Genomic DNA, 22304 nt, shown 5'->3' on the forward strand with positions numbered 1-22304 from the left:
TCGTGATGTGGTTATTGCAGTCGTAATTGTTTGATTGCATAGGGCAATATTTTATTGCCCTTTTATTTTGCCTGTTTCATGTTATCTTTTTATTTAAAGACATAAATGTCTATCTATTCTTGCATTTTAACGTTACTGAAATGTAAATTTTGACCATTTGGTCCACTTTATTATGCTCTATCGCGTTATTTTTTATTAAACCAGGCGCGCAAGCGTTTTCTGCTGTGATTTACCTGATCTTTTTGTCGCTTAAGCCGCATTCCTCTCGCCAGGCCTGCAAAAGACTAAACAAAATATCCGTTTTAAGTTGACTTTTACCCACCAAATCCCCAGAATGCCGCCGTTTGCCAAAAATCCGCTGGCAACACATTTGCATTGATCCATGACATGCTATGAATTAATATGCAAATAAAGTGAGTGAATATTCTCTGGAGGGTGTTTTGATTAAGTCAGCGCTATTGGTTCTGGAAGACGGAACCCAGTTTATCGGTCGGGCCATAGGGGCAACGGGTTCGGCGGTTGGGGAAGTCGTTTTCAATACTTCAATGACCGGTTATCAAGAAATCCTCACTGATCCTTCCTATTCTCGCCAAATCGTTACTCTTACTTATCCTCATATCGGCAATGTCGGCACCAATGCGGCTGACGAAGAATCTTCTCAGGTACATGCGCAAGGCCTGGTCATCCGCGACCTGCCGCTGATTGCCAGCAACTTCCGCAATACCGAAGACCTCTCTTCTTACCTGAAGCGCCATAACATCGTGGCGATTGCCGATATCGATACCCGTAAGTTAACGCGTCTGCTGCGCGAGAAGGGTGCACAGAACGGCTGCATCATCGCGGGTGATAACCTCGATGCGACGCTGGCGCTGGAAAAAGCGAAAGCCTTCCCGGGCCTGAACGGCATGGACCTGGCGAAAGAAGTGACGACCGCTGAAGCCTACAGCTGGACCCAGGGTAGCTGGACGCTGGAAGGCGACCTGCCGGAAGCGAAAAAAGAGAGCGAGCTGCCGTTCCACGTGGTGGCCTACGATTTCGGCGCCAAGCGCAACATCCTGCGCATGCTGGTTGACCGCGGCTGCCGCCTGACGGTGGTTCCGGCACAAACGTCTGCCGAAGACGTGCTGAAGATGAATCCGGACGGTATTTTCCTGTCCAACGGCCCTGGCGACCCGGCGCCGTGCGATTACGCTATCGCCGCCATCAAGTCCTTCCTGGAAACCGACATCCCGGTATTCGGCATCTGCCTCGGCCATCAGCTGCTGGCGCTGGCGAGCGGTGCGAACACCGTTAAGATGAAGTTCGGCCACCACGGTGGCAACCACCCGGTGAAAGACATCGATAACAACACGGTGATGATCACCGCGCAGAACCACGGCTTTGCCGTCGATGAAGCCTCGATGCCGGCTAACCTGCGCGTGACCCATAAGTCGCTGTTCGATGGCACCCTGCAGGGGATTCATCGCACCGATAAGCCAGCATTCAGCTTCCAGGGGCACCCGGAAGCCAGCCCGGGCCCACACGACGCCGCGCCGCTGTTCGATCACTTCATCGAACTTATCGAGCAATACCGTAAGACCGCTAAATAATCAGGAGCCGAGAAGACAATGCCAAAACGTACAGATATAAAAAGCATCCTGATCCTTGGCGCTGGCCCGATCGTCATCGGCCAGGCCTGCGAATTCGACTACTCCGGCGCGCAGGCGTGTAAAGCCCTGCGTGAAGAGGGTTACCGCGTTATCCTGGTGAACTCTAACCCGGCAACCATCATGACCGACCCGGAAATGGCCGATGCAACCTACATCGAGCCGATTCACTGGGAAGTGGTGCGTAAAATCATCGAGAAAGAGCGTCCGGACGCGGTGCTGCCAACCATGGGCGGCCAGACGGCGCTGAACTGTGCGCTGGAGCTGGAGCGTCAGGGCGTGCTGGCCGAGTTCGGCGTGACCATGATTGGTGCGACCGCCGACGCGATTGATAAAGCAGAAGACCGTCGACGCTTCGACGTGGCGATGAAGAAAATCGGCCTCGACACCGCGCGTTCCGGTATCGCACACAACATGGAAGAAGCGCTGGCCGTCGCGGCTGACGTGGGCTATCCGTGCATCATCCGTCCATCGTTCACCATGGGCGGCACCGGCGGCGGCATCGCCTACAACCGCGAAGAGTTCGAAGAGATTTGCGAACGCGGTCTGGATCTCTCCCCAACCAAAGAGCTGCTGATTGATGAATCGCTGATTGGCTGGAAAGAGTACGAGATGGAAGTGGTGCGTGATAAAAACGACAACTGCATCATCGTCTGCTCTATCGAAAACTTCGATGCGATGGGTATCCACACCGGCGACTCCATCACCGTTGCGCCAGCCCAGACCCTGACCGACAAAGAGTATCAAATCATGCGTAACGCCTCGATGGCGGTACTGCGTGAAATCGGCGTGGAAACCGGCGGTTCTAACGTGCAGTTCTCCGTTAACCCGAAAACCGGCCGTCTGATTGTTATCGAAATGAACCCGCGCGTGTCCCGTTCCTCCGCGCTGGCCTCTAAAGCGACCGGCTTCCCGATTGCGAAAGTGGCGGCGAAGCTGGCGGTGGGTTACACCCTCGACGAGCTGATGAACGACATCACCGGTGGCCGCACGCCTGCGTCCTTCGAGCCGTCCATCGACTATGTTGTCACCAAAATTCCACGCTTCAACTTCGAGAAATTCGCAGGCGCGAACGACCGTCTGACTACCCAGATGAAATCTGTCGGTGAAGTGATGGCGATTGGCCGCACGCAGCAGGAATCCCTGCAGAAAGCGCTGCGCGGCCTCGAAGTGGGCGCGACCGGCTTCGATCCGAAAGTGAGCCTGGACGACCCGGAAGCGCTGACGAAAATTCGTCGCGAGCTGAAAGACGCGGGCGCAGAACGTATCTGGTACATCGCCGATGCCTTCCGTGCGGGCCTGTCCGTCGACGGCGTGTTCAACCTGACCAACATCGACCGCTGGTTCCTGGTGCAGATTGAAGAGCTGGTGCGTCTGGAAGAGCAGGTGGCTGAGCTGGGCATCACCGGCCTGGACGCTGACTTCCTGCGCGTGCTGAAGCGTAAAGGCTTCGCCGATGCGCGTCTGGCTAAGCTGGCGGGCGTGCGCGAAGCGGAAATCCGCAAGCTGCGCGACCAGTACGACCTGCACCCGGTCTACAAGCGCGTGGACACCTGTGCGGCTGAATTCTCGACCGACACCGCCTACATGTACTCCACCTATGAAGACGAGTGCGAAGCGAACCCGTCCGTCGACCGCGACAAGATTATGGTGCTGGGCGGCGGTCCAAACCGTATCGGGCAGGGCATCGAGTTCGACTACTGCTGCGTACACGCCTCCCTGGCGCTGCGTGAAGACGGTTACGAGACCATCATGGTCAACTGTAACCCGGAAACCGTATCGACCGACTACGACACCTCTGACCGCCTCTACTTCGAGCCGGTGACGCTGGAAGACGTGCTGGAAATCGTGCGCATCGAGAAGCCAAAAGGCGTTATCGTGCAGTACGGCGGCCAGACCCCGCTGAAGCTGGCGCGCGCGCTGGAAGCAGCAGGCGTGCCGGTTATCGGCACCAGCCCGGACGCGATTGACCGTGCGGAAGACCGCGAGCGTTTCCAGCAGGCGGTTGACCGTCTGAAGCTAAAACAGCCGGCGAACGCCACCGTCACCGCCATCGAAATGGCCGTTGAGAAGGCGAAAGAGATTGGCTACCCGCTGGTGGTGCGTCCTTCGTACGTGCTGGGCGGCCGCGCGATGGAAATCGTGTATGACGAAGCCGACCTGCGCCGCTACTTCCAGACCGCGGTAAGCGTCTCCAACGATGCGCCAGTGCTGCTCGACCGCTTCCTCGACGACGCGGTGGAAGTGGACGTTGACGCCATCTGCGACGGCGAAATGGTGCTGATTGGCGGCATCATGGAGCACATCGAGCAGGCGGGCGTGCACTCCGGTGACTCAGCCTGTTCTCTGCCAGCGTACACCCTGAGCCAGGAGATCCAGGACGTGATGCGCCAGCAGGTGCAGAAGCTGGCCTTCGAGCTGCAGGTTCGCGGCCTGATGAACGTCCAGTTCGCGGTGAAAGACAACGAAGTCTACCTGATTGAAGTGAACCCGCGTGCGGCGCGTACCGTACCGTTCGTCTCCAAAGCCACCGGTGTACCGCTGGCGAAAGTGGCGGCGCGCGTGATGGCGGGTCAGACGCTGGCGCAGCAGGGCGTGACCAAAGAGATCATTCCACCGTACTACTCTGTGAAAGAAGTGGTGCTGCCGTTCAACAAATTCCCGGGCGTTGACCCGCTGTTAGGGCCAGAAATGCGCTCTACCGGGGAAGTGATGGGCGTGGGCCGCACCTTCGCAGAAGCGTTTGCGAAGGCGCAGCTGGGCAGTAGCTCCACCATGAGAAAATCAGGCCGTGCGCTGCTCTCCGTTCGTGAAGGCGACAAAGAGCGCGTGGTTGACCTGGCCGCTAAGCTCCTGAAACAGGGCTTCGAGCTGGATGCAACCCACGGTACGGCGATTGTGCTGGGCGAAGCCGGCATCAACCCGCGTCTGGTGAACAAGGTGCATGAAGGTCGTCCGCACATTCAGGATCGTATCAAGAATGGCGAATACACCTACATCATCAACACCACCGCAGGCCGCCAGGCGATTGAAGACTCCAAGCTGATTCGCCGCAGCGCGCTGCAGTACAAAGTGCACTACGACACCACCCTGAACGGCGGTTTCGCAACGGCCATGGCGCTGAACGCGGATGCCACCGAGAAGGTGATTTCAGTGCAGGAAATGCACGCGCAGATTAGCAAGTAAGTCAAAATGCCCGGTGCCGTTCGGTTGCCGGGCATTCTCCCCATCTTCAGAACCTTCTGGTTTTTCATCCGCTTTCAGTCAGTTAGCCTAAAATGGTTAGGTCGATAACGAAATTCAACTGAGAGCAGGGGAAAACACCATGCAAAATAAATTACTGATCGCTTCCGTTCTGGCTGCCACGACAATGTTTACCGTTGCGGGCTGTTCGTCTAATCAGGCCGTAAAAACCACCGATGGCAAAACCATTGTCACCGACGGCAAACCGCAGGTGGATGACGATACCGGTCTGGTGTCGTACAAAAACGCCGAAACCGGTCAAACCGAGCAGATCAACCGTGACCAGGTGAAATCCATGGGCGAGCTGGATAACTAATTCAGAATTCTGACGTAAGCCCGTCAATAATATTCACTATTAGCCTGTTGAATTACTGACTACACTCTTTTGTTAAAAGAAAGCAGTAACAACAGGCTAATCAATGATTCTGATAATTTATGCCCATCCATATCCGCAGCACTCGCATGCGAATAAGCGGATGCTTGAGCAGGTAAGGACGCTTGATAACGTAGAGATACGTTCCCTCTATCAACTCTATCCCGATTTTAATATCGATATCGCCGCCGAGCAGGAGGCGCTTTCCCGTGCCGATCTGATTGTCTGGCAGCATCCCATGCAGTGGTACAGCACGCCCCCGCTCCTGAAGCTGTGGATTGATAAAGTCTTCTCCCACGGCTGGGCGTACGGCCACAACGGCAATGCGCTAAAAGGAAAAAGCCTGATGTGGGCGGTCACTACCGGCGGAGGGGAAAGCCACTTTGATATCGGTTCCTTCCCGGGGTTTGACGTCCTGGCGCAGCCGCTGCAGGCGACTGCGCTCTATTGCGGCCTGAACTGGCTCCCGCCGTTTGCGATGCACTGCACGTTCGTTTGCGACGATGAAACGCTGCAGGCGCAGGCTCGCCATTATAAACAACGCTTACTTGAGTGGCAGGAGGCGCACCTTGGATAGCCATACGCTGATACAGGCGCTGATTTACCTCGGCGCGGCGGCGCTGATTGTGCCCGTGGCGGTACGCCTGGGGCTGGGCTCTGTTCTCGGCTACCTGATTGCGGGCTGCGTCATTGGGCCGTGGGGCTTTCGTTTAGTTACCGATGCCGAAGCGATACTGCATTTCGCTGAAATTGGCGTGGTGCTGATGCTGTTTGTGATTGGCCTGGAGCTTGACCCGCAGCGGCTGTGGAAGCTTCGCGCCTCGGTATTTGGCGGTGGGGCACTGCAGATGGTGGCCTGCGGCCTGCTGTTGGGCGGGTTCTGCATCCTGTTGGGTATGGACTGGAAAGTGGCAGAGCTCATCGGCATGACGCTGGCGCTCTCCTCAACGGCCATTGCCATGCAGGCGATGAACGAGCGAAATCTGACGGTATCCCAGATGGGACGCAGCGCGTTCTCGGTGCTTCTGTTCCAGGACATTGCCGCTATCCCGCTGGTGGCGATGATCCCGCTGCTGGCGGCCAGCGGTTCCTCTACCACGCTGGGTGCTTTCGCGCTGTCGGCGCTGAAGGTGGCGGGCGCACTGGCGCTGGTGGTGCTGCTTGGCCGCTACGTGACCCGCCCGCTGTTGAGGTTTGTTGCCCGTTCTGGCCTGCGCGAAGTGTTCAGCGCCGTGGCGCTGTTCCTGGTGTTTGGCTTCGGTCTGCTGCTGGAAGAGGCTGGGCTGTCGATGGCGATGGGGGCGTTCCTCGCAGGCGTTCTGCTGGCGAGCTCTGAATACCGTCACGCGCTGGAAAGCGATATCGAGCCGTTCAAAGGGTTGCTGCTGGGGCTGTTTTTCATCGGCGTCGGGATGTCCGTCGACTTCGGCACGCTGGTGACGCACCCGCTGCGGATCGTCATCCTGCTCGTCGGCTTCCTGGTCATTAAAATGGTGATGCTGTGGCTGATTGCGCGTCCATTGAACGTGCCGGGCAGGCAGCGCCGCTGGTTTGCCGTGCTGCTGGGGCAGGGGAGTGAATTTGCGTTCGTGGTCTTTGGCGCCGCGCAGATGGCTAACGTGCTCGATCCCGAGTGGGCGAAAGCGCTGACGCTGGCGGTCGCACTGTCGATGGCGGCGACGCCTGTGCTGCTGGTGATGCTGACGCGCCTGGAAAAATCGGACAGCGAGCAGGAGCGCGAAGCCGATGAGATTGACGAGGAGCAGCCGCGCGTCATCATCGCCGGATTTGGTCGCTACGGGCAGATCGTGGGGCGTTTATTGCTCTCCAGCGGGGTGAAAATGGTCATCCTCGATCACGATCCCGACCATGTCGATACCCTGCGTAAATTTGATATGAAGGTGTTCTACGGGGATGCGACTCGTGTCGATCTGCTGGAATCCGCCGGGGCGGCAAAAGCCGAGGTATTGATTAACGCCATTGACGATCCGGAAACCAGCATGCAGATGGTGGAGATGGTAAAAGAACATTTCCCGGCGCTGACTATTATTTCCCGCGCGCGCGATGTGGATCACTACATCCGGCTGCGGCAGGCGGGCGTAGACGCGCCGGAGCGTGAAACGTTTGAAGGTGCGCTGAAGTCTGGCCGTATGGCGTTGGAAAACCTCGGGCTCGGCGCGTATGAAGCGCGCGAGCGGGCGGACCTGTTCCGCCGCTTTAATACCGAGATGGTTGAAGAGATGGCGGCGATGGCCGGCAGTACGGCCACCGAGCGCGCGGCGGTGTTTAAACGCACCAGCACGATGCTGACGGAAATCATTAACGAGGACCGTAACCACCTGTCGCTTACCCAGCGCCATGGCTGGCAGGGCACGGAAGAGGGCAAGCATACCGGCGATCCGGCTGACGAGCCCGAGAGTAAACCTTCCGCGTGAAGTGGAGTTGCCAGCAATATTAAAAAATTTCTTTATCTTTACCCTGCCGCCAGTCGACGAAAGATTAAGCTTTCCGTATAGTGGCGGCAATTTTTTGCATCCGGGAAATTTTCAATGATCAGTCTGATTGCAGCGCTGGCGGTGGACCGCGTTATCGGTATGGAAAATGCCATGCCGTGGAACCTGCCTGCCGATCTCGCATGGTTTAAACGTACTACGTTAAACAAGCCGGTAGTGATGGGCCGCCTGACCTGGGAGTCGATTGGTCGTCCATTGCCGGGCCGTAAGAATATCGTTATCAGCAGCCAGCCGGGCACTGACGATCGCGTCGAATGGGTAAAATCAGTAGACGAGGCGATTGCTGCATGCGGCAATGCCGAAGAGATCATGGTGATTGGCGGTGGGCGCGTGTACGAGCAGTTCCTGCCAAAAGCGCAGAAGCTGTATCTGACTCACATTGATGCAGAAGTGGAAGGGGATACCCATTTCCCGGACTACGATCCGGACGAGTGGGAATCGGTATTCAGCGAATTCCACGACGCGGATGCACAGAACTCCCACAGCTACTGCTTCGAGATTCTGGAACGTCGTTAAGTGATTGTCCCTCTCCCGGCCGGGAGAGGGAATAGCGTATCAGGAGGCAACGGCCTCACTTTCACCTAAGTCCAGCTGTCGGTTGGACGGCTGCACAAAGTAAGCTTTATCTTCCCAGCGTAAGCAGGTCAACTCTCCGCCCCAGCAGCATCCGGTATCCAGACCGTAAATCCCTTCCGGTGTTCCTTTTCCTTCCAGCGCAGCCCAGTGACCAAAGACCACGCTGTACTCGCTGGTCACCGGTCCCGGAATGGCAAACCACGGTTTCAGCGGGGCGGGCGCGCTTTCCGGCGTCTCTTTGGAATACATGTCCAGCTGCCCGTTCGGGAAGCAGAAACGCATGCGGGTGAACGCGTTGGTGATAAAGCGCAGGCGTGCCAGACCGCTGAGTTCTTCGCTCCAGTGGTTCGGCATATCGCCGTACATGGCATCGAGGAAGAAAGGATAGGAGTCGCTCGCCAGCACCGCCTCAACGTCACGCGCGCAGGTTTTCGCCGTCTCAAGATCCCATTGTGGCGTGATCCCGGCATGCGCCATGACCAGCTTTTTCTCTTCGTCGATCTGCAGCAGGGGCTGACGGCGTAGCCAGTTAATCAGATCGTCCGCGTCCGGCGCTTCCAGCAGTGGGGTGAGGCGATCTTTAGGTTTGTTGCGGCTGATCCCGGCGAAAACCGCCAGCAGATGCAGATCGTGATTACCCAGCACCATGCGCACGCTGTCGCCCAGCGATTTGACGAAACGTAATACTTCAAGGGAGCCGGGGCCACGCGCGACTAAATCGCCCGTCAGCCAGAGCGTGTCCTGACCTGGCGTAAAGTCGACCTGTTTTAATAATGCGATCAGTTCATCGTAGCAACCGTGAACGTCGCCAATCAGATATGTAGACATTAGATTAATGAATGAATGTGGTTACGGCGAGACGGAACACAGGAATGGCAACGCGGAATCCATTGCCATCGACGTCGACCATTTCATAATGGCCTTGCATGGTACCCATCGGCGTTTCAATCACCGCGCCGCTGGTGTACTGGTACTCTTCGCCAGGGGCGATGTGGGGCTGTTCACCGACCACACCTTCGCCCTGAACTTCGATTTCGCGGCCATTGCCGTTAGTGATAAGCCAGTAGCGCCCGCGCAGCTGCACGGGCATCCGCCCCAGATTGCGAATGGTCACGGTGTAAGCGAAAACAAAACGTTCTTCGTCCGGGGAGGACTGTGATTCAACATAGACGCTTTGTACATGGACACATACGCGGGGCGAATCAATCATGGCTTAACTCTCCTTCGGCGGCGCATTATCGCTGATGTAATTAGCCAGCTTGCAGTACTGCTCTACGGAAACGTTCTCCGCACGCATTGCCGGGTCGATCCCCAGCTCGGCTAATACCTCAACGGTAAACGAATTGCTCAGGCTGTTACGGATCGTTTTACGGCGCTGGTTAAAGGCTTCTGTGGTAATGCGGCTCAGTACGCGCAGATCTTTAACCGGATACGGTTTCGTTTTGTGCGGCACAAGGCGCACAACCGCTGAATCCACTTTCGGTGGTGGTGTGAACGCTGACGGCGGTACTTCGAGTACCGGGATCACGTTGCAGTAATACTGTGCCATCACGCTTAAACGACCATACGCTTTACTGTTCGGACCTGCAACCAGACGGTTAACAACCTCTTTTTGCAACATGAAGTGCATGTCGGCAATGGCATCAGTATAGCTAAAGAGGTGGAACATGAGCGGCGTGGAGATGTTGTACGGCAGGTTGCCGAAGACGCGCAGCGGCTGGCCCATTTTTTCCGACAGCTCGCCAAAGTTCATGGTCATGGCGTCCTGCTGATAGATGGTCAGCTTCGGCCCGAGGAACGGGTGCGTTTGCAGGCGTGCGGCCAGATCGCGGTCCAGTTCGATGACGGTCAGCTCGTCGAGGCGTTCGCCTACCGGCTCGGTCAGCGCGGCAAGGCCCGGGCCGATTTCGACCATCGCCTGACCTTTTTGCGGATTAATAGCCGAGACAATGCTTTCGATCACGAACTGATCGTTAAGGAAGTTTTGCCCGAAACGTTTACGGGCTAAGTGGCCCTGATGGACTCGATTAGTCATTGAGTATTAACAATCATTTTGATGGCGAGATTAAGCGCCGTAATAAAACTGCCGACATCCGCTTTCCCCTGGCCTGCCAGATCCAGCGCAGTACCGTGGTCAACGGACGTTCGAATAAAGGGTAAACCGAGGGTGATATTCACCCCGCGGCCAAAGCCCTGGTATTTTAGCACGGGCAGGCCCTGATCGTGGTACATCGCGAGCACGGCGTCGGCATTATCCAGGTATTTCGGCTGGAAAAGGGTATCCGCAGGCAGCGGCCCGCTGAGATTCATCCCTTTCGCCCGCATTTCATTGAGCACCGGAATAATGGTGTCGATCTCTTCGGTGCCCATGTGCCCGCCTTCTCCGGCGTGCGGATTCAGGCCGCAGACCAGCACGTGCGGCTGCGGGATCCCGAATTTTGTCTGCAGATCGTGGTGCAAAATCCCGATGATCTCGCGCAGGAGTTCAGGGGTGATCGCATCAGGAATGGCTTTGATCGGCAGATGGGTTGTCACCAGCGCAACGCGCATCTCCTCCGTCGCCAGCATCATCACCACTTTCGGGCTGTGCGAGCGCTCTTCGAAGAACTCCGTATGCCCGGTAAACGGTATGCCCGCTTCGTTGATGACGCCTTTGTGGACGGGGCCGGTAATCAGGGCGGCGAATTCGCCCTTCAGGCAACCGTCGCAGGCGCGCGCAAGGGTTTCAACGACATAGTGGCCGTTTTCCGTGCTGAGCTGGCCCGGGATGACCGGCGTACGAAGGGGAACTGAAAGAAGGGTGAGCGTACCGGCTTGCTGCGGTGCAGGCTGTTGGCCTTCAACGTAGGGGATGAGCGTTAAAGGCAGACCGAGCAGCGTTGCCCGGTCTTGTAACAGTGTTGCATCGGCGCAGACAACCAGTTCTACCGGCCAGCTGCGCTGGGCGAGCTGGACAACGAGGTCAGGCCCAATCCCGGCGGGTTCGCCGGGCGTGATAACAACACGATGCTGTTTCATTAGTTACTCAGAACTTTCACGTAAGCACTGGCGCGTTGTTCCTGCATCCAGGTTGCTGCTTCTTCAGAGAACTTACGGTTAAACAGCATACGATAGGCTCTGTCTTTCTGTGCCGCATCCGTTTTATCAACGTTACGGGTGTCCATCAGCTCGATCAGATGCCAGCCAAACGAAGAGTGGACGGGCGTGCTGATCTGGCCTTTGTTCAGCTTCATCAACGCGTCGCGGAAGGCAGGATCGTAAATATCCGCAGCCGCCCAGCCCAGATCGCCGCCCTGGTTAGCAGAGCCTGGATCCTGAGAGAACTCTTTTGCAGCCTTCGCAAACGAGGTTTTGCCGCTCTTAATGTCTGCTGCGATCTGTTCCAGCTTCGCACGCGCCTGATCGTCAGTCATGATAGGTGACGGTTTCAGAAGAATGTGGCGAGCGTGAACTTCGGTGACGGAGATATTTTGGCTCTGGCCGCGCAGATCGTTCACCTTCAGAATGTGGAAGCCCACGCCTGAACGGATAGGACCAACGATATCCCCTTTCTTCGCCGTGCTCAGCGCCTGGGCAAAGATGGATGGCAGCTCCTGAATACGTCCCCAGCCCATCTGGCCGCCTTTCAGCGCCTGTTGGTCAGCGGAGTAGGTGATTGCCAGCTTGCCAAAGTCGCCGCCGTTACGCGCCTGTTCAACGATAGAACGCGCCTGGCTTTCTGCTTCCGCAGCCTGATCGGACGTTGGGTTCTCTGGCAGTGGGATCAGAATGTGGCTCAGGTTCAGCTCTGTGCTCGCATCGTTCTGGTTACCCACCTGTTTTGCCAGCGCGTCCACTTCCTGAGGCAGGATCGTGACGCGGCGACGCACTTCGTTGTTACGCACTTCCGAAATCAGCATCTCTTTACGGATCTGGTTACGGTAGGTGGCGTAGCTGATGCCGTCATAGGCCAGACGGCTGCGCATCTGGTCTAAAGACATATTGTTCTGCTTCGCGATGTTAGCGATCGCCTGATCGAGCTGCTCGTCAGTGACCTTCACACCCATTTTCTGCCCCATCTGCAGAACGATCTGATCCATGATCAGACGCTCCAGGATCTGGTGGCGCAGCGTGGCATCATCCGGAAGCTGTTGACCGGCTTCGCCCGAATTGAGCTTCACCGATTTCATCAGACCGTCAACGTCACTTTCAAGCACGACGCCGTTGTTAACCACAGCAGCGACTTTATCAACAACCTGGGGGGCCGCGAAGCTGGTATTCGCAACCATAGCGACACCGAGCAGCAGCGTTTTCCAGTTCTTCATACTTTTTCCATTTCAATTAACCGCAAAGCGGATTACGTTGCAAATCAAGCACATTACAAGGCGCTACTGTACGGCAGAATATTCGAGCGCAGCATTTTCTGCGTACCCAGACCGTAGTTGGAACTCAGGCCACGTAACTCGAAGTTAAAGCCAATCACGTTATCGTATTTGCTCTGATTGTTTTCCCAGCCGTTAAGCTTACGTTCGTAACCGACACGCAGCGCGTAACAGCAGGAGTTATATTGCAGACCTACCATCTGGTCAGCAGCTTTATTGGCGTTAGTGTCGAAGTAGTACGCGCCTACGATTGACCAGCGGTCGGCGATTGGCCAACTCGCTGCGCCACCCACCTGCGAAATACCGTCTTTATACTGCTCTGCAGTACCATAGTTTGGTAACGTCGCCTGAATATATTCCGGGCTGGCATAACGATAGGTCAACTGCAACATACGATCTTCATCCCGACGATACTCAATGGACGCCGTACTGTTGGCGATATTGTCGAGACGGGTGTCATATTGCACGCCACCGCGCAGACCCCAACGATCGGTCATGCGCCAGTAGGTATCACCAGCCCAAATCAGCGAACCTGTCTTGTTATCTTTCTCCCACTTAATATTGTCATCGCCCGTGCGAGACTCGGTGAAATAGTAGATTTGACCAACAGAAACGTTAAAACGTTCAACGGCAGCGTCATCATAAACGCGCGATGTGACCCCGGTCGTTAACTGGTTCGCTGAGGCGATGCGGTCAAGACCACCGTAGGTACGGTCGCGGAACAGGCCGCTGTAGTCAGATTGCAGTAACGAGGAGTCGTAGTTATTGATGTTGCTCTGGTCGCGATAAGGCACGTACAGGTACTGCATACGTGGCTCAAGCGTCTGGGTATAGCCATCCGCCAGAAGTTCCATATTGCGTTCGAAGATCAGCTTACCGTCCATTTTGAACTGCGGAAGCGTACGGTTTACGGATTCCTCAAGATGGGCGTTATTGCTGGTATTGTAATCATCAATATTTTTTTGCTGATAGTGTGTCGCCATCAGCTTGGCTTCCGTGTTCAGGCTTGCCCAGTCATTCGACCATGGCAAGTTGATGACGGGCTCCAGGTGAACTCGGGTGGCTTCCGGCATACTGGAATTGGTGTTTACAAAATGCACCGCCTGACCATAAATACGGGTGTCGAACGGACCCACGTCATTCTGGTACCAGTTAACGTCCAGCTGCGGCTCGGCACCATAGGTACTCGCGGTCTGGCTGGAGAACACCTGGAACTGCTTGTTGGTTACCGTCGCATCGAAGTTCTGCACCGCATAGCCAACGCTGAAGATCTGTGTGGCGTAACCGTCGGTGCTTGAACCGTATTTTGACGAGAAATCGTTGAAGTAGTTCGGGTCACTGACCTTGGTGTAGTTGACGTTGAAACGCCAGACCTGATCCATCACCCCAGAATGCTGCCAGAAATACATCCAGCGGTGCTTGTCGCCTTCAGTCGGATGCTCGTCCTGGAAGACTTTATCCGACGGCAGATAATCCAGCTCCATCAGACCCGCACCGGCGTGGGTCAGATAGCGGAACTCGTTCTCCCACATGATGTTGCCGCGCTTGTGGATATAGTGCGGCGTGATCGTCGCATCCATGTTTGGCGCGATGTTCCAGTAATACGGCAGTTGGAACTCAAAGTAGTTCGTGGTGCTGTATTTGGCATTCGGGATCAGGAAACCGGAGCGACGTTTGTCACCCACGGGAAGCTGCAGATAAGGGCTGTAAAATATCGGCACCGGACCCAGCTTGAAGCGGGCGTTCCAGATCTCTGCGACCTGTTCTTCGCGGTCATGGATAACCTCGCTCCCGACCACGCTCCAGGTATTCGAACCCGGCAGACATGACGTGAACGTACCGTTTTCCAGGATCGTATAGCGGTTTTCACCGCGCTGTTTCATCAGGTCCGCGTCACCGCGCCCCTGGCGACCCACCATCTGGTAATCACCTTCCCAGACGTTAGTATCTTTCGTATTCAGGTTTGACCAGGCTTTCGGACCTTTCAGGATGACCTGATTGTCGTCGTAGTGCACATTACCCAGCGCATCCACCGTTCGTACCGGCTCGGCCGCACCTTCCGGCTGCTTCTGGTGCAACTGCACTTCATCTGCCTGCAGGCGGCTATTACCCTGGTTAATATCAACATTGCCCGTAAACGTGGCATTGTCAGGGTAAGTCCCTTTCGAACTGTCGGCAGTAATGGTTACCGGCAAGCTATTTGTATCGCCACTCACCAGTGGGCGATTATAACTTGGGACGCCAAGCATACACTGCGAGGCGAGATCGGCCGCCAGCCCCTGTTGACTGTACAGGGCGGTGCCAATCATTGTGGCCAGGAGGGTGGGGATACGTTTTTTCATACGTTGTATTTTATTGTTCCGTCATCAGTGGCTACGGCTTACAAACGCTCAGAGACTATCTTACTCATCTGCGCAGTACCAGCGTTAATCCTGCCCGTTTGCGTGCCAGAGTGTTAGGCTCGCTATCGAATGACGAGTATGATAAAGCAAATTATAGGCGATGTCCTTCAATTGACCGTGACTTGAACACAGTGATGATGACGTTGCGTCGGCCAGGAATATGACTATCCGGGGAGTATATGCAGTATTGGGGTAAAATAATCGGCGTTGCGTTCGCCATCATCATGGGTGCCGGGTTCTGGGGGATTGTGCTTGGGCTTATTATCGGCCATATGTTTGATAAGGCGCGCAGCCGCAAAATGGCCTGGTTTGCCAATCAGCGCGAGCGTCAGTCACTCTTTTTCTCCACCACCTTTGAGGTGATGGGGCACTTAACCAAATCCAAAGGGCGTGTCACAGAAGCCGACATTCAGATTGCCAGCGTCTTTATGGATCGCATGAACCTGCACGGCGACTCCCGTCTGGCAGCGCAAAATGCGTTTCGCATCGGTAAATCGGATAATTATCCGCTTCGCGAGAAAATGCGTCAGTTCCGCAGCATCTGTTTTGGACGTTTTGATTTAATTCGGATGTTTCTGGAAATTCAAATCCAGGCGGCCTTCGCCGACGGTTCGCTTCACCCTAATGAACGTGATGTGCTGTACGTCATTGCGGAAGAGCTGGGCATCTCCCGCATGCAGTTCGACCAGTTCCTGCGCATGATGCAGGGCGGGGCGCAGTTTGGCGGCGGCTATCACCAGCAGTCGTCCGGCGGAGCCTGGCAGCAGGCGCAGCGTGGTCCGACGCTGGAAGATGCCTGCAACGTGCTTGGCGTAAAGCCCTCTGACGATCAGACCACGATTAAACGTGCCTATCGTAAGCTCATGAGCGAGCATCATCCGGACAAACTGGTCGCGAAAGGCCTACCGTCAGAAATGATGGAGATGGCGAAGCAAAAAGCGCAGGAAATCCAGAAGGCGTACGAGCTCATTAAAGAGAAGAAAGGTTTCAAATAAGAAAAAGCCCGACGGTGTCGGGCTTTTTTTTTAGAAGTCCACCGGGGCTTTAAACGTCATCGCGTTACCGAAGGCCGGATGGGTGATGGTGAGCGTCTGCGCGTGCAGCTGCAGACGTGGCGCTAAGGCCAGCGCTTCAGGCGGCGCGTAGAAGCGGTCGCCCAGAATCGGATGACCCAGGGCGAGCATATGCACGCGCAGCTGGTGTGAACGTCCGGTAATCGGCTTAAGCAGGACGCGCGCGGTATTATCCGGCGCGTACTCCAGCACTTCATACTCGGTCTGCGCGGCCTTGCCGGTTTCATAACACACCTTCTGCTTTGGCCGGTTCGGCCAGTCGCAGATCAGCGGTAAATCCACCAGCCCTTCCGCCTGCGCGGGGTGGCCCCAGACGCGGGCGACATACTGCTTTTTCGGCTCGCGCTCGCGGAACTGGCGCTTTAATTCGCGTTCCGCGGCTTTATTCAGCGCCACCACAATCACGCCGCTGGTGGCCATATCAAGGCGATGGACGGACTCCGCCTGCGGGTAATCGCGCTGAATGCGCGTCATCACGCTGTCTTTGTGTTCGTCCAGACGCCCCGGCACGGACAACAGGCCGCTGGGCTTGTTGACCACCATAATGTGTTCATCCTGATACAGAATGACCAGCCAGGGATCCTGCGGCGGATTGTAAGGCTCCATCACCATCTTGCGCTCCGTTTACTGATGTGTCACAACGATAAGACGCAGGGCATCCAGACGCCAGCTCGCCTGATTCAGGCTTTCCAGCACCTGCTGACGGTTGCTTTCAATCGCCGCCAGCTCGTCGTCACGGATGTTCGGGTTAACGGCTTTTAACGCTTCCAGACGGGATAGCTCCGCAGACAGTTTGTCGTCGGCTTCGCTGCGCGCGGCGTCAATCAGCGCTCTGGCCGCTTTTTCAATCTGGGTTTCACCCAGTTGCAGAATGGCGTGCACGTCCTGCTGTACCGCGTTCACCAGCTTGCTGCCCGTATGGCGGTTTACCGCGCTCAGCTGTCGGTTGAAACTCTCGAATTCCACCTGTCCCGCAAGGTTCGTGCCGTTTTTGTCCAGCAGCAGGCGGACGGGCGTTGGCGGCAGGAAGCGGGTGAGCTGCAGCTGTTTCGGCGCCTGCGCTTCCACAACGTAGATCAGCTCCACCAGCAGGGTGCCCACCGGCAGCGCCTTGTTTTTCAACAGGGAGATGGTGCTGCTGCCGGTATCGCCGGACAGGATCAGATCCAGACCGTTGCGGATCAGCGGGTGTTCCCAGGTAATAAACTGGGCATCTTCGCGGGACAGCGCCACATCACGCTCAAAGGTGATGGTACAGCCATCTTCCGGCAGCCCCGGGAAATCCGGAACCAGCATGTGATCGGACGGGGTCAGGACAATCAGGTTCTCGCCACGGTCGTCCTGGTTGATGCCGACGATGTCGAACAGGTTCATGGAGAAGCCGATCAGACTGGTGTCATCATCTTGTTCTTCAATGCTTTCGGCAAGCGCCTGCGCTTTTTCACCGCCGTTGGAGTGGATCTCCAGCAGGCGGTCGCGGCCCTGCTCCAGCTGCGCCTTCAGCGCATCGTGCTTCTCACGGCAGGACTTGATCAGCTCATCAAACCCTTCCACGTTTTCCGGCGCGGCCAGGTAGCCGATCAGATCGCCATGCACTTGATCATAAATGGTTCGGCCCGTCGGGCAGGTATGTTCAAACGCGTCCAGACCTTCGTGGAACCAGCGCACCAGCACGGACTGCGCGGTTTTTTCCAAATATGGCACGTGGATCTGAATATCATGCGCCTGACCGATACGATCCAGACGGCCGATACGCTGCTCCAGCAGATCCGGGTTAAACGGCAGATCGAACATCACCAGGTTGCTGGCGAACTGGAAGTTACGGCCTTCAGAGCCAATTTCCGAGCACAGCAGAACCTGTGCGCCGCTGTCCTCTTCCCCGAACCACGCCGCGGCGCGGTCGCGCTCGACGATGGACATGCCTTCGTGGAACACGGCGGCACGAATACCTTCGCGCTCGCGCAGGACCTGCTCCAGCTGCAGCGCGGTGGCCGCTTTGGCGCAGATCACCAGCACTTTCTGGGAGCGGTGCGCGGTCAGGTAGCCCATCAGCCACTCCACGCGCGGATCGAAGTTCCACCAGGTGCCGGTATCGCCTTCAAACTCCTGGTAGATTTGTTCCGGATAAAGCATGTCGCGGGCGCGCTCTTCCTGAGTTTTGCGCGCACCCATAATGCCGGAGACTTTAATCGCCGTTTGATACTGCGTCGGCAGCGGCAGCTTGATGGTGTGCAGCTCGCGTTTCGGGAAGCCTTTGACGCCGTTACGGGTATTTCGGAACAGCACGCGGCTGGTGCCGTGGCGGTCCATCAGCATGTCGATCAGCTCTTTACGCGCGGATTCCGCGTTGTCGCTCTCGCTGTTCGCAGCCTGCAAAAGCGGCTCGATGTCCTGCTCGCCAATCAGATCGCTCAGGGTGTTGAGTTCGTCATTTGAAAGACGCTTGCCCGCCAGCAGCATAGCGACGGCATCCGCGACCGGACGGTAGTTATTCTGTTCCTCCACGAACTGCTCAAAGTCGTGGAAACGGTTTGGATCGAGCAGGCGCAAGCGGGCGAAATGGCTTTCCAGACCCAGCTGCTCCGGCGTTGCGGTCAGCAGCAGAACGCCAGGCACGCGCTCGGCAAGCTGCTCGATAGCCAGGTATTCGCGGCTCGGCGCGTCTTCGCTCCAGACCAGATGGTGCGCTTCGTCAACGACCATAATGTCCCACTCGGCATCGCACAGGTGCTCAAGGCGCTGCTTGCTGCGGCGCACAAAGTCCAGGGAGCAAATGACCAGCTGTTCGGTTTCAAACGGGTTGTCGGCGTCGTGTTGCGCTTCGGCATAGCGTTCGTCGTCGAACAGGGAGAAACGCAGGTTAAAGCGGCGCAGCATCTCAACCAGCCACTGGTGCTGCAGGGTTTCTGGCACCACAATCAGCACGCGTTCGGCAGCGCCGGAAAGCAGCTGCTGGTGCAGGATCATGCCCGCTTCGATGGTTTTACCCAGACCCACTTCATCTGCCAGCAGCACGCGCGGCGCGTGGCGACGGCCCACGTCATGGGCGATGTTCAGCTGGTGGGGGATCAGGCTGGTACGCTGGCCGCGCAGGCCGCTCCACGGCATGCGGTACTGTTCACTCTGGAACTTACGCGCGCGATAGCGCAGGGAGAAGCGATCCATACGGTCGATTTGCCCGGCAAACAGGCGGTCCTGCGGCTTACTGAACACCAGCTTGCTGTCGAGCAGCACTTCACGCAGGATGACATTGGCCTCGTCGGTGTCCAGGCGAGTCCCGATGTAGGCGAGCAGTCCATTCTCTTCTTTTACGTCTTCAATCTTGAGCTGCCAGCCGTCATGGCTGGTCACGGTGTCACCCGGATTAAACATCACGCGGGTTACAGGGGAGTCATTGCGAGCGTACAGACGGTTTTCACCGGTGGCTGGGAAGAGGAGGGTAACCATACGCGTATCGATTGCTACGACGGTTCCTAATCCAAGTTCGCTTTCTGTATCGCTGATCCAGCGTTGACCAAGTGTAAAAGGCATAGTTGTTCGGCTCTAATCTTTAATTGCAGGCAATAGTTCGACCCCCGTCAAAAAAGACGGTCATCGAAAAATGGGTCCGGGAATGGAAAGGGCGCTATGGTACTGGATGGCAGCCATTTCGTCACGCGTCAAAATAGGCCAAGTTGCCCTGTCACTAGTGTAGCAAAATCATCGTCGATGAAGGGCAAAATTCCGTCGGCAACCGGCTGAAGCTGGCGCGTCAGATAGTGTTCGTAATCCAGAGGAGAATGCTGATAATCCACGGGTTCCGGGCCGCTAGTGGTCCAGACGTATTTGATGGTTCCCCGGTTTTGATACTGCGGCGCGCGGCCACGGCGTACGTTTTCTTCATCCGCCAGGCGCGCGGCGCGTACGTGCGGAGGAACGTTACGCTGGTACTCCGCCAGCGGGCGGCGCAGGCGCTTGCGGTACACCAGCTGCGCGTCAAGTTCGCCCGCCATCAGGCTGGCTATCGTCTCGCGCACGTAGTCCTGATATGGCTCATTGCGGAACACCCGCAGATAGAGCGTCTGCTGGAACTGCTGCGCCAACGGGGTCCAGTCGGTACGCACCGTTTCCAGCCCTTTAAAAACCATCCTCTGCGCATCGCCTTCCTGGATCAGCCCGGCATAGCGCTTCTTGCTGCCCTGATCGGTACCGCGAATGGTGGGCATTAAAAAGCGGGCGAAATGGGTTTCAAATTCCAGCTCCAGCGAGCTGGTTAACCGCTCTTTCTGCAAATGTTCCTGCCACCAGTCGTTCACGAAGGCGACCAGCGCTTTGCCGATTTGCGCGGCGTCGTCTTCTGAATGCGTGCCCTTAAGCCACACAAAGGTGGAGTCCGTGTCGCCGTAGATGACGTCATAGCCCCGGGATTCAATCAGCGCTTTAGTCTGGCGCATAATCTCGTGCCCGCGCATGGTGATCGAGGAGGCGAGGCGCGGGTCAAAGAAGCGGCACGCGCTGGTGCCCAGCACGCCGTAAAAGGCGTTCATGATGATTTTCAGCGCCTGAGAAAGGGGTTTGTTACCGTGGCGCTTGGCCTCGTCGCGGCCGTTCCAGATGTTTCCCACGATTTCAGGCAGACAGTGTTTTTCCCGCGAGAAGCGTGCGCCGAGGAAGCCTTCGGTGCTGTGCTCATCATCCGGCTGGGCCATGCCCTCAACCAGCCCGACGGGATCGATCAGGAAGGTGCGGATAATCGACGGGTACAGGCTTTTGTAATCCAGGACCAGAACGGAGTCATACAATCCTGGTCGGGAGTCCATGACGTAGCCGCCGGGGCTGGCCTGCGGCGGCACGTCCCCAAGGTTGGGGGCGACATATCCCACGCGGTGCATGCGGGGAATATAAAGATGGCCGAACGCGGCTACCGAACCGCCGTGCCTGTCGACAGCCAGTCCGTTCACCGTCGCGCGCTCCAGCAAGAACGGCATGATCTCGGTTTTGTGGAATATCTGCGTGACCAGCTCGCAGTCTTTCAGGTTATAGGTGGCGAGCGCGGGTTTATCTTCGTTAAAGCGCCGGTCGATCTCGTCCATTCTGTCCCATGGATTGTCGATGGATTTGCCTTCGCCAAGCAGCTCCTGCGCGACGGCTTCGAGGGAGAATGAAGAGAAGTTCCAGAAGGCGGATTTTAGCGCCTCTATGCCGTCGATAATCAGGCGACCGTTAGCCTGCGCAAAGAAAACGCCGTTCTTAAAACCGTGTTCGCGCCATTCCAGCTCGCTGTTTCCGCGCCCCAGCATCAGCGGGATGCGGTAGAGCTCGGCGTGCTTTTGCAGCACGCGCAGGTCGAACTGCACCACGTTCCAGCCGATCAGAACATCGGGATTGTAGTCGGCAAACCACTGGTTAAGCTTCTCCAGCAGCTGTGGGCGGCTGTTGACGTACTCAAGCCGGAAATCCAGCGCGGTAGCATCACCATTCGGCGGCCCAAGCATGTAGACGACCCGATCGCCGCAGCCTTCCAGGCCAATGCAGTACAGCTCGCCGTGGCGGGTGGTTTCGATATCCAGCGATACCCACTTCAGCGGTGGGCGATAGTGTGGGTTAGGCTTCAGGCGCGCGTTAACGACGCCGCCGTTTTGTTCGATGCCATCCACCCAGACGGGGGCGGTGATGAACCGCTCCATCAGAAAGCGTTCCGGTGGGCGGATATCCGCTTCGTAGAGCGTCACGCCCGCCTCGCGGAGCAGTTTTTCATAGCGCATCAGCTGGCGATGGGCGCGACAGTAGAGGCCGTAAACCGGCTGGCGGTGGAAATCTTTCAGTCCAAGTGAAGTAATACGCCAGCCGTTTTCGCCGCGCAGCAGCTGCTTCACCTTCTCGACGTGGGATTCAGGAATAAAGGCCACGGATTCCTGCGGGGGTAGCGTAACGTGTAGCGGGCCGTTATCGGTTGCCAGCCAGAACGCAACCTCGGTGCCCTGAGGGGTATCCCGCCAGTGTCGGGTCAGTAAAAAGCCTTCTTGCGCCTGCGCCACGCCGTTATCCCATAAAACAAAACCAGGCCTGATTATAGCCTGGTTAAGGTGGGTTTGCTGGGGTTTTATACAGTGCCTTTTTGCCGGATGGCGCTGCGCT

16 protein-coding genes are annotated in these 22304 nt (G+C 56.8%); 7 read left to right on the plus strand and 9 right to left on the minus strand.

Annotated elements, in window-relative coordinates:
* Positions 1 to 440 precede the first annotated feature (440 nt).
* The 6 genes from carA (at position 441) to folA (ending at position 8291) form a co-directional block, all read left to right on the plus strand.
* Complete coding sequence (gene carA, locus AC2TE5_RS03445; RefSeq protein ID WP_010427050.1) at positions 441 to 1589, plus strand: glutamine-hydrolyzing carbamoyl-phosphate synthase small subunit; 1149 nt, start codon at positions 441 to 443, stop codon at positions 1587 to 1589.
* A gap of 18 nt (positions 1590 to 1607) precedes the next feature.
* Positions 1608 to 4832 carry a carbamoyl-phosphate synthase large subunit gene (carB, locus tag AC2TE5_RS03450; protein ID WP_024907428.1) on the plus strand — a complete coding sequence of 1075 codons (3225 nt, stop codon included), beginning with the start codon at positions 1608 to 1610 and terminating at the stop codon, positions 4830 to 4832.
* 139 nt (positions 4833 to 4971) lie between these two features.
* Positions 4972 to 5205 (plus strand): YgdI/YgdR family lipoprotein, encoded by a 234-nt coding sequence (locus AC2TE5_RS03455; protein WP_023310357.1) that lies wholly within the window; start codon positions 4972 to 4974, stop codon positions 5203 to 5205.
* Between the two features lie 103 nt (positions 5206 to 5308).
* Positions 5309 to 5839, plus strand: coding sequence for a glutathione-regulated potassium-efflux system oxidoreductase KefF (gene kefF / locus AC2TE5_RS03460; RefSeq protein ID WP_159515496.1), 531 nt, complete (start codon positions 5309 to 5311; stop codon positions 5837 to 5839).
* Positions 5832 to 7697 carry a glutathione-regulated potassium-efflux system protein KefC gene (kefC, locus tag AC2TE5_RS03465; RefSeq protein ID WP_484612662.1) on the plus strand — a complete coding sequence of 622 codons (1866 nt, stop codon included), beginning with the start codon at positions 5832 to 5834 and terminating at the stop codon, positions 7695 to 7697. Before kefF ends, kefC begins: the two co-directional genes overlap by 8 nt.
* Positions 7698 to 7811: 114 nt before the next feature.
* Entirely contained in the window at positions 7812 to 8291 is a 480-nt protein-coding gene (gene folA / locus AC2TE5_RS03470; RefSeq protein WP_008502023.1) for a type 3 dihydrofolate reductase, read from the plus strand.
* A 39-nt stretch (positions 8292 to 8330) separates the two neighbouring features.
* On the opposite strand, the gene apaH is transcribed toward folA, so the two are convergent.
* The 6 genes from apaH to lptD are packed head-to-tail and all read right to left on the minus strand — an operon-like array spanning position 8331 to position 15054.
* Entirely contained in the window at positions 8331 to 9179 is an 849-nt protein-coding gene (gene apaH, locus AC2TE5_RS03475) for a bis(5'-nucleosyl)-tetraphosphatase (symmetrical) ApaH (protein ID WP_023334473.1), read from the minus strand.
* Positions 9180 to 9183: 4 nt separating this feature from the next.
* On the minus strand, positions 9184 to 9561 hold the full coding sequence (apaG, locus tag AC2TE5_RS03480) for a Co2+/Mg2+ efflux protein ApaG (RefSeq protein ID WP_089599206.1): 378 nt from the start codon (positions 9559 to 9561) through the stop codon (positions 9184 to 9186).
* 3 nt (positions 9562 to 9564) lie between these two features.
* On the minus strand, positions 9565 to 10386 hold the full coding sequence (gene rsmA / locus AC2TE5_RS03485; RefSeq protein ID WP_484612663.1) for a 16S rRNA (adenine(1518)-N(6)/adenine(1519)-N(6))-dimethyltransferase RsmA: 822 nt from the start codon (positions 10384 to 10386) through the stop codon (positions 9565 to 9567).
* Entirely contained in the window at positions 10383 to 11369 is a 987-nt protein-coding gene (pdxA, locus tag AC2TE5_RS03490; protein WP_029740873.1) for a 4-hydroxythreonine-4-phosphate dehydrogenase PdxA, read from the minus strand. The genes rsmA and pdxA overlap by 4 nt, the downstream gene beginning before the upstream one ends.
* Positions 11369 to 12655, minus strand: coding sequence for a peptidylprolyl isomerase SurA (gene surA, locus AC2TE5_RS03495; RefSeq protein WP_063143323.1), 1287 nt, complete (start codon positions 12653 to 12655; stop codon positions 11369 to 11371). The genes pdxA and surA overlap by 1 nt, the downstream gene beginning before the upstream one ends.
* A 53-nt stretch (positions 12656 to 12708) precedes the next feature.
* On the minus strand, positions 12709 to 15054 hold the full coding sequence (gene lptD, locus AC2TE5_RS03500; RefSeq protein WP_213329865.1) for an LPS assembly protein LptD: 2346 nt from the start codon (positions 15052 to 15054) through the stop codon (positions 12709 to 12711).
* Between the two features lie 239 nt (positions 15055 to 15293).
* Here lptD and djlA point away from each other — a divergent pair, with 239 nt between their 5' ends.
* Complete coding sequence (gene djlA / locus AC2TE5_RS03505; protein ID WP_484612664.1) at positions 15294 to 16109, plus strand: co-chaperone DjlA; 816 nt, start codon at positions 15294 to 15296, stop codon at positions 16107 to 16109.
* A gap of 30 nt (positions 16110 to 16139) precedes the next feature.
* Here the strand turns inward: djlA and rluA are convergent, their stop codons facing one another.
* The 3 genes from rluA to polB all read right to left on the minus strand — a co-directional run bounded on the left by rluA (position 16140) and on the right by polB (position 22204).
* Positions 16140 to 16799 (minus strand): bifunctional tRNA pseudouridine(32) synthase/23S rRNA pseudouridine(746) synthase RluA, encoded by a 660-nt coding sequence (gene rluA / locus AC2TE5_RS03510; protein ID WP_008502014.1) that lies wholly within the window; start codon positions 16797 to 16799, stop codon positions 16140 to 16142.
* A 12-nt stretch (positions 16800 to 16811) separates the two neighbouring features.
* A complete protein-coding gene (gene rapA / locus AC2TE5_RS03515; protein WP_484612665.1) occupies positions 16812 to 19718 on the minus strand; it encodes an RNA polymerase-associated protein RapA in 2907 nt (968 codons plus the stop codon).
* Between the two features lie 128 nt (positions 19719 to 19846).
* Positions 19847 to 22204, minus strand: a complete 2358-nt coding sequence (gene polB / locus AC2TE5_RS03520) for a DNA polymerase II (RefSeq protein ID WP_484612666.1) — start codon at positions 22202 to 22204, stop codon at positions 19847 to 19849.
* Positions 22205 to 22304: the final 100 nt, after the last annotated feature.

Source organism: Enterobacter sp. N5-15 (assembly GCF_057221635.1).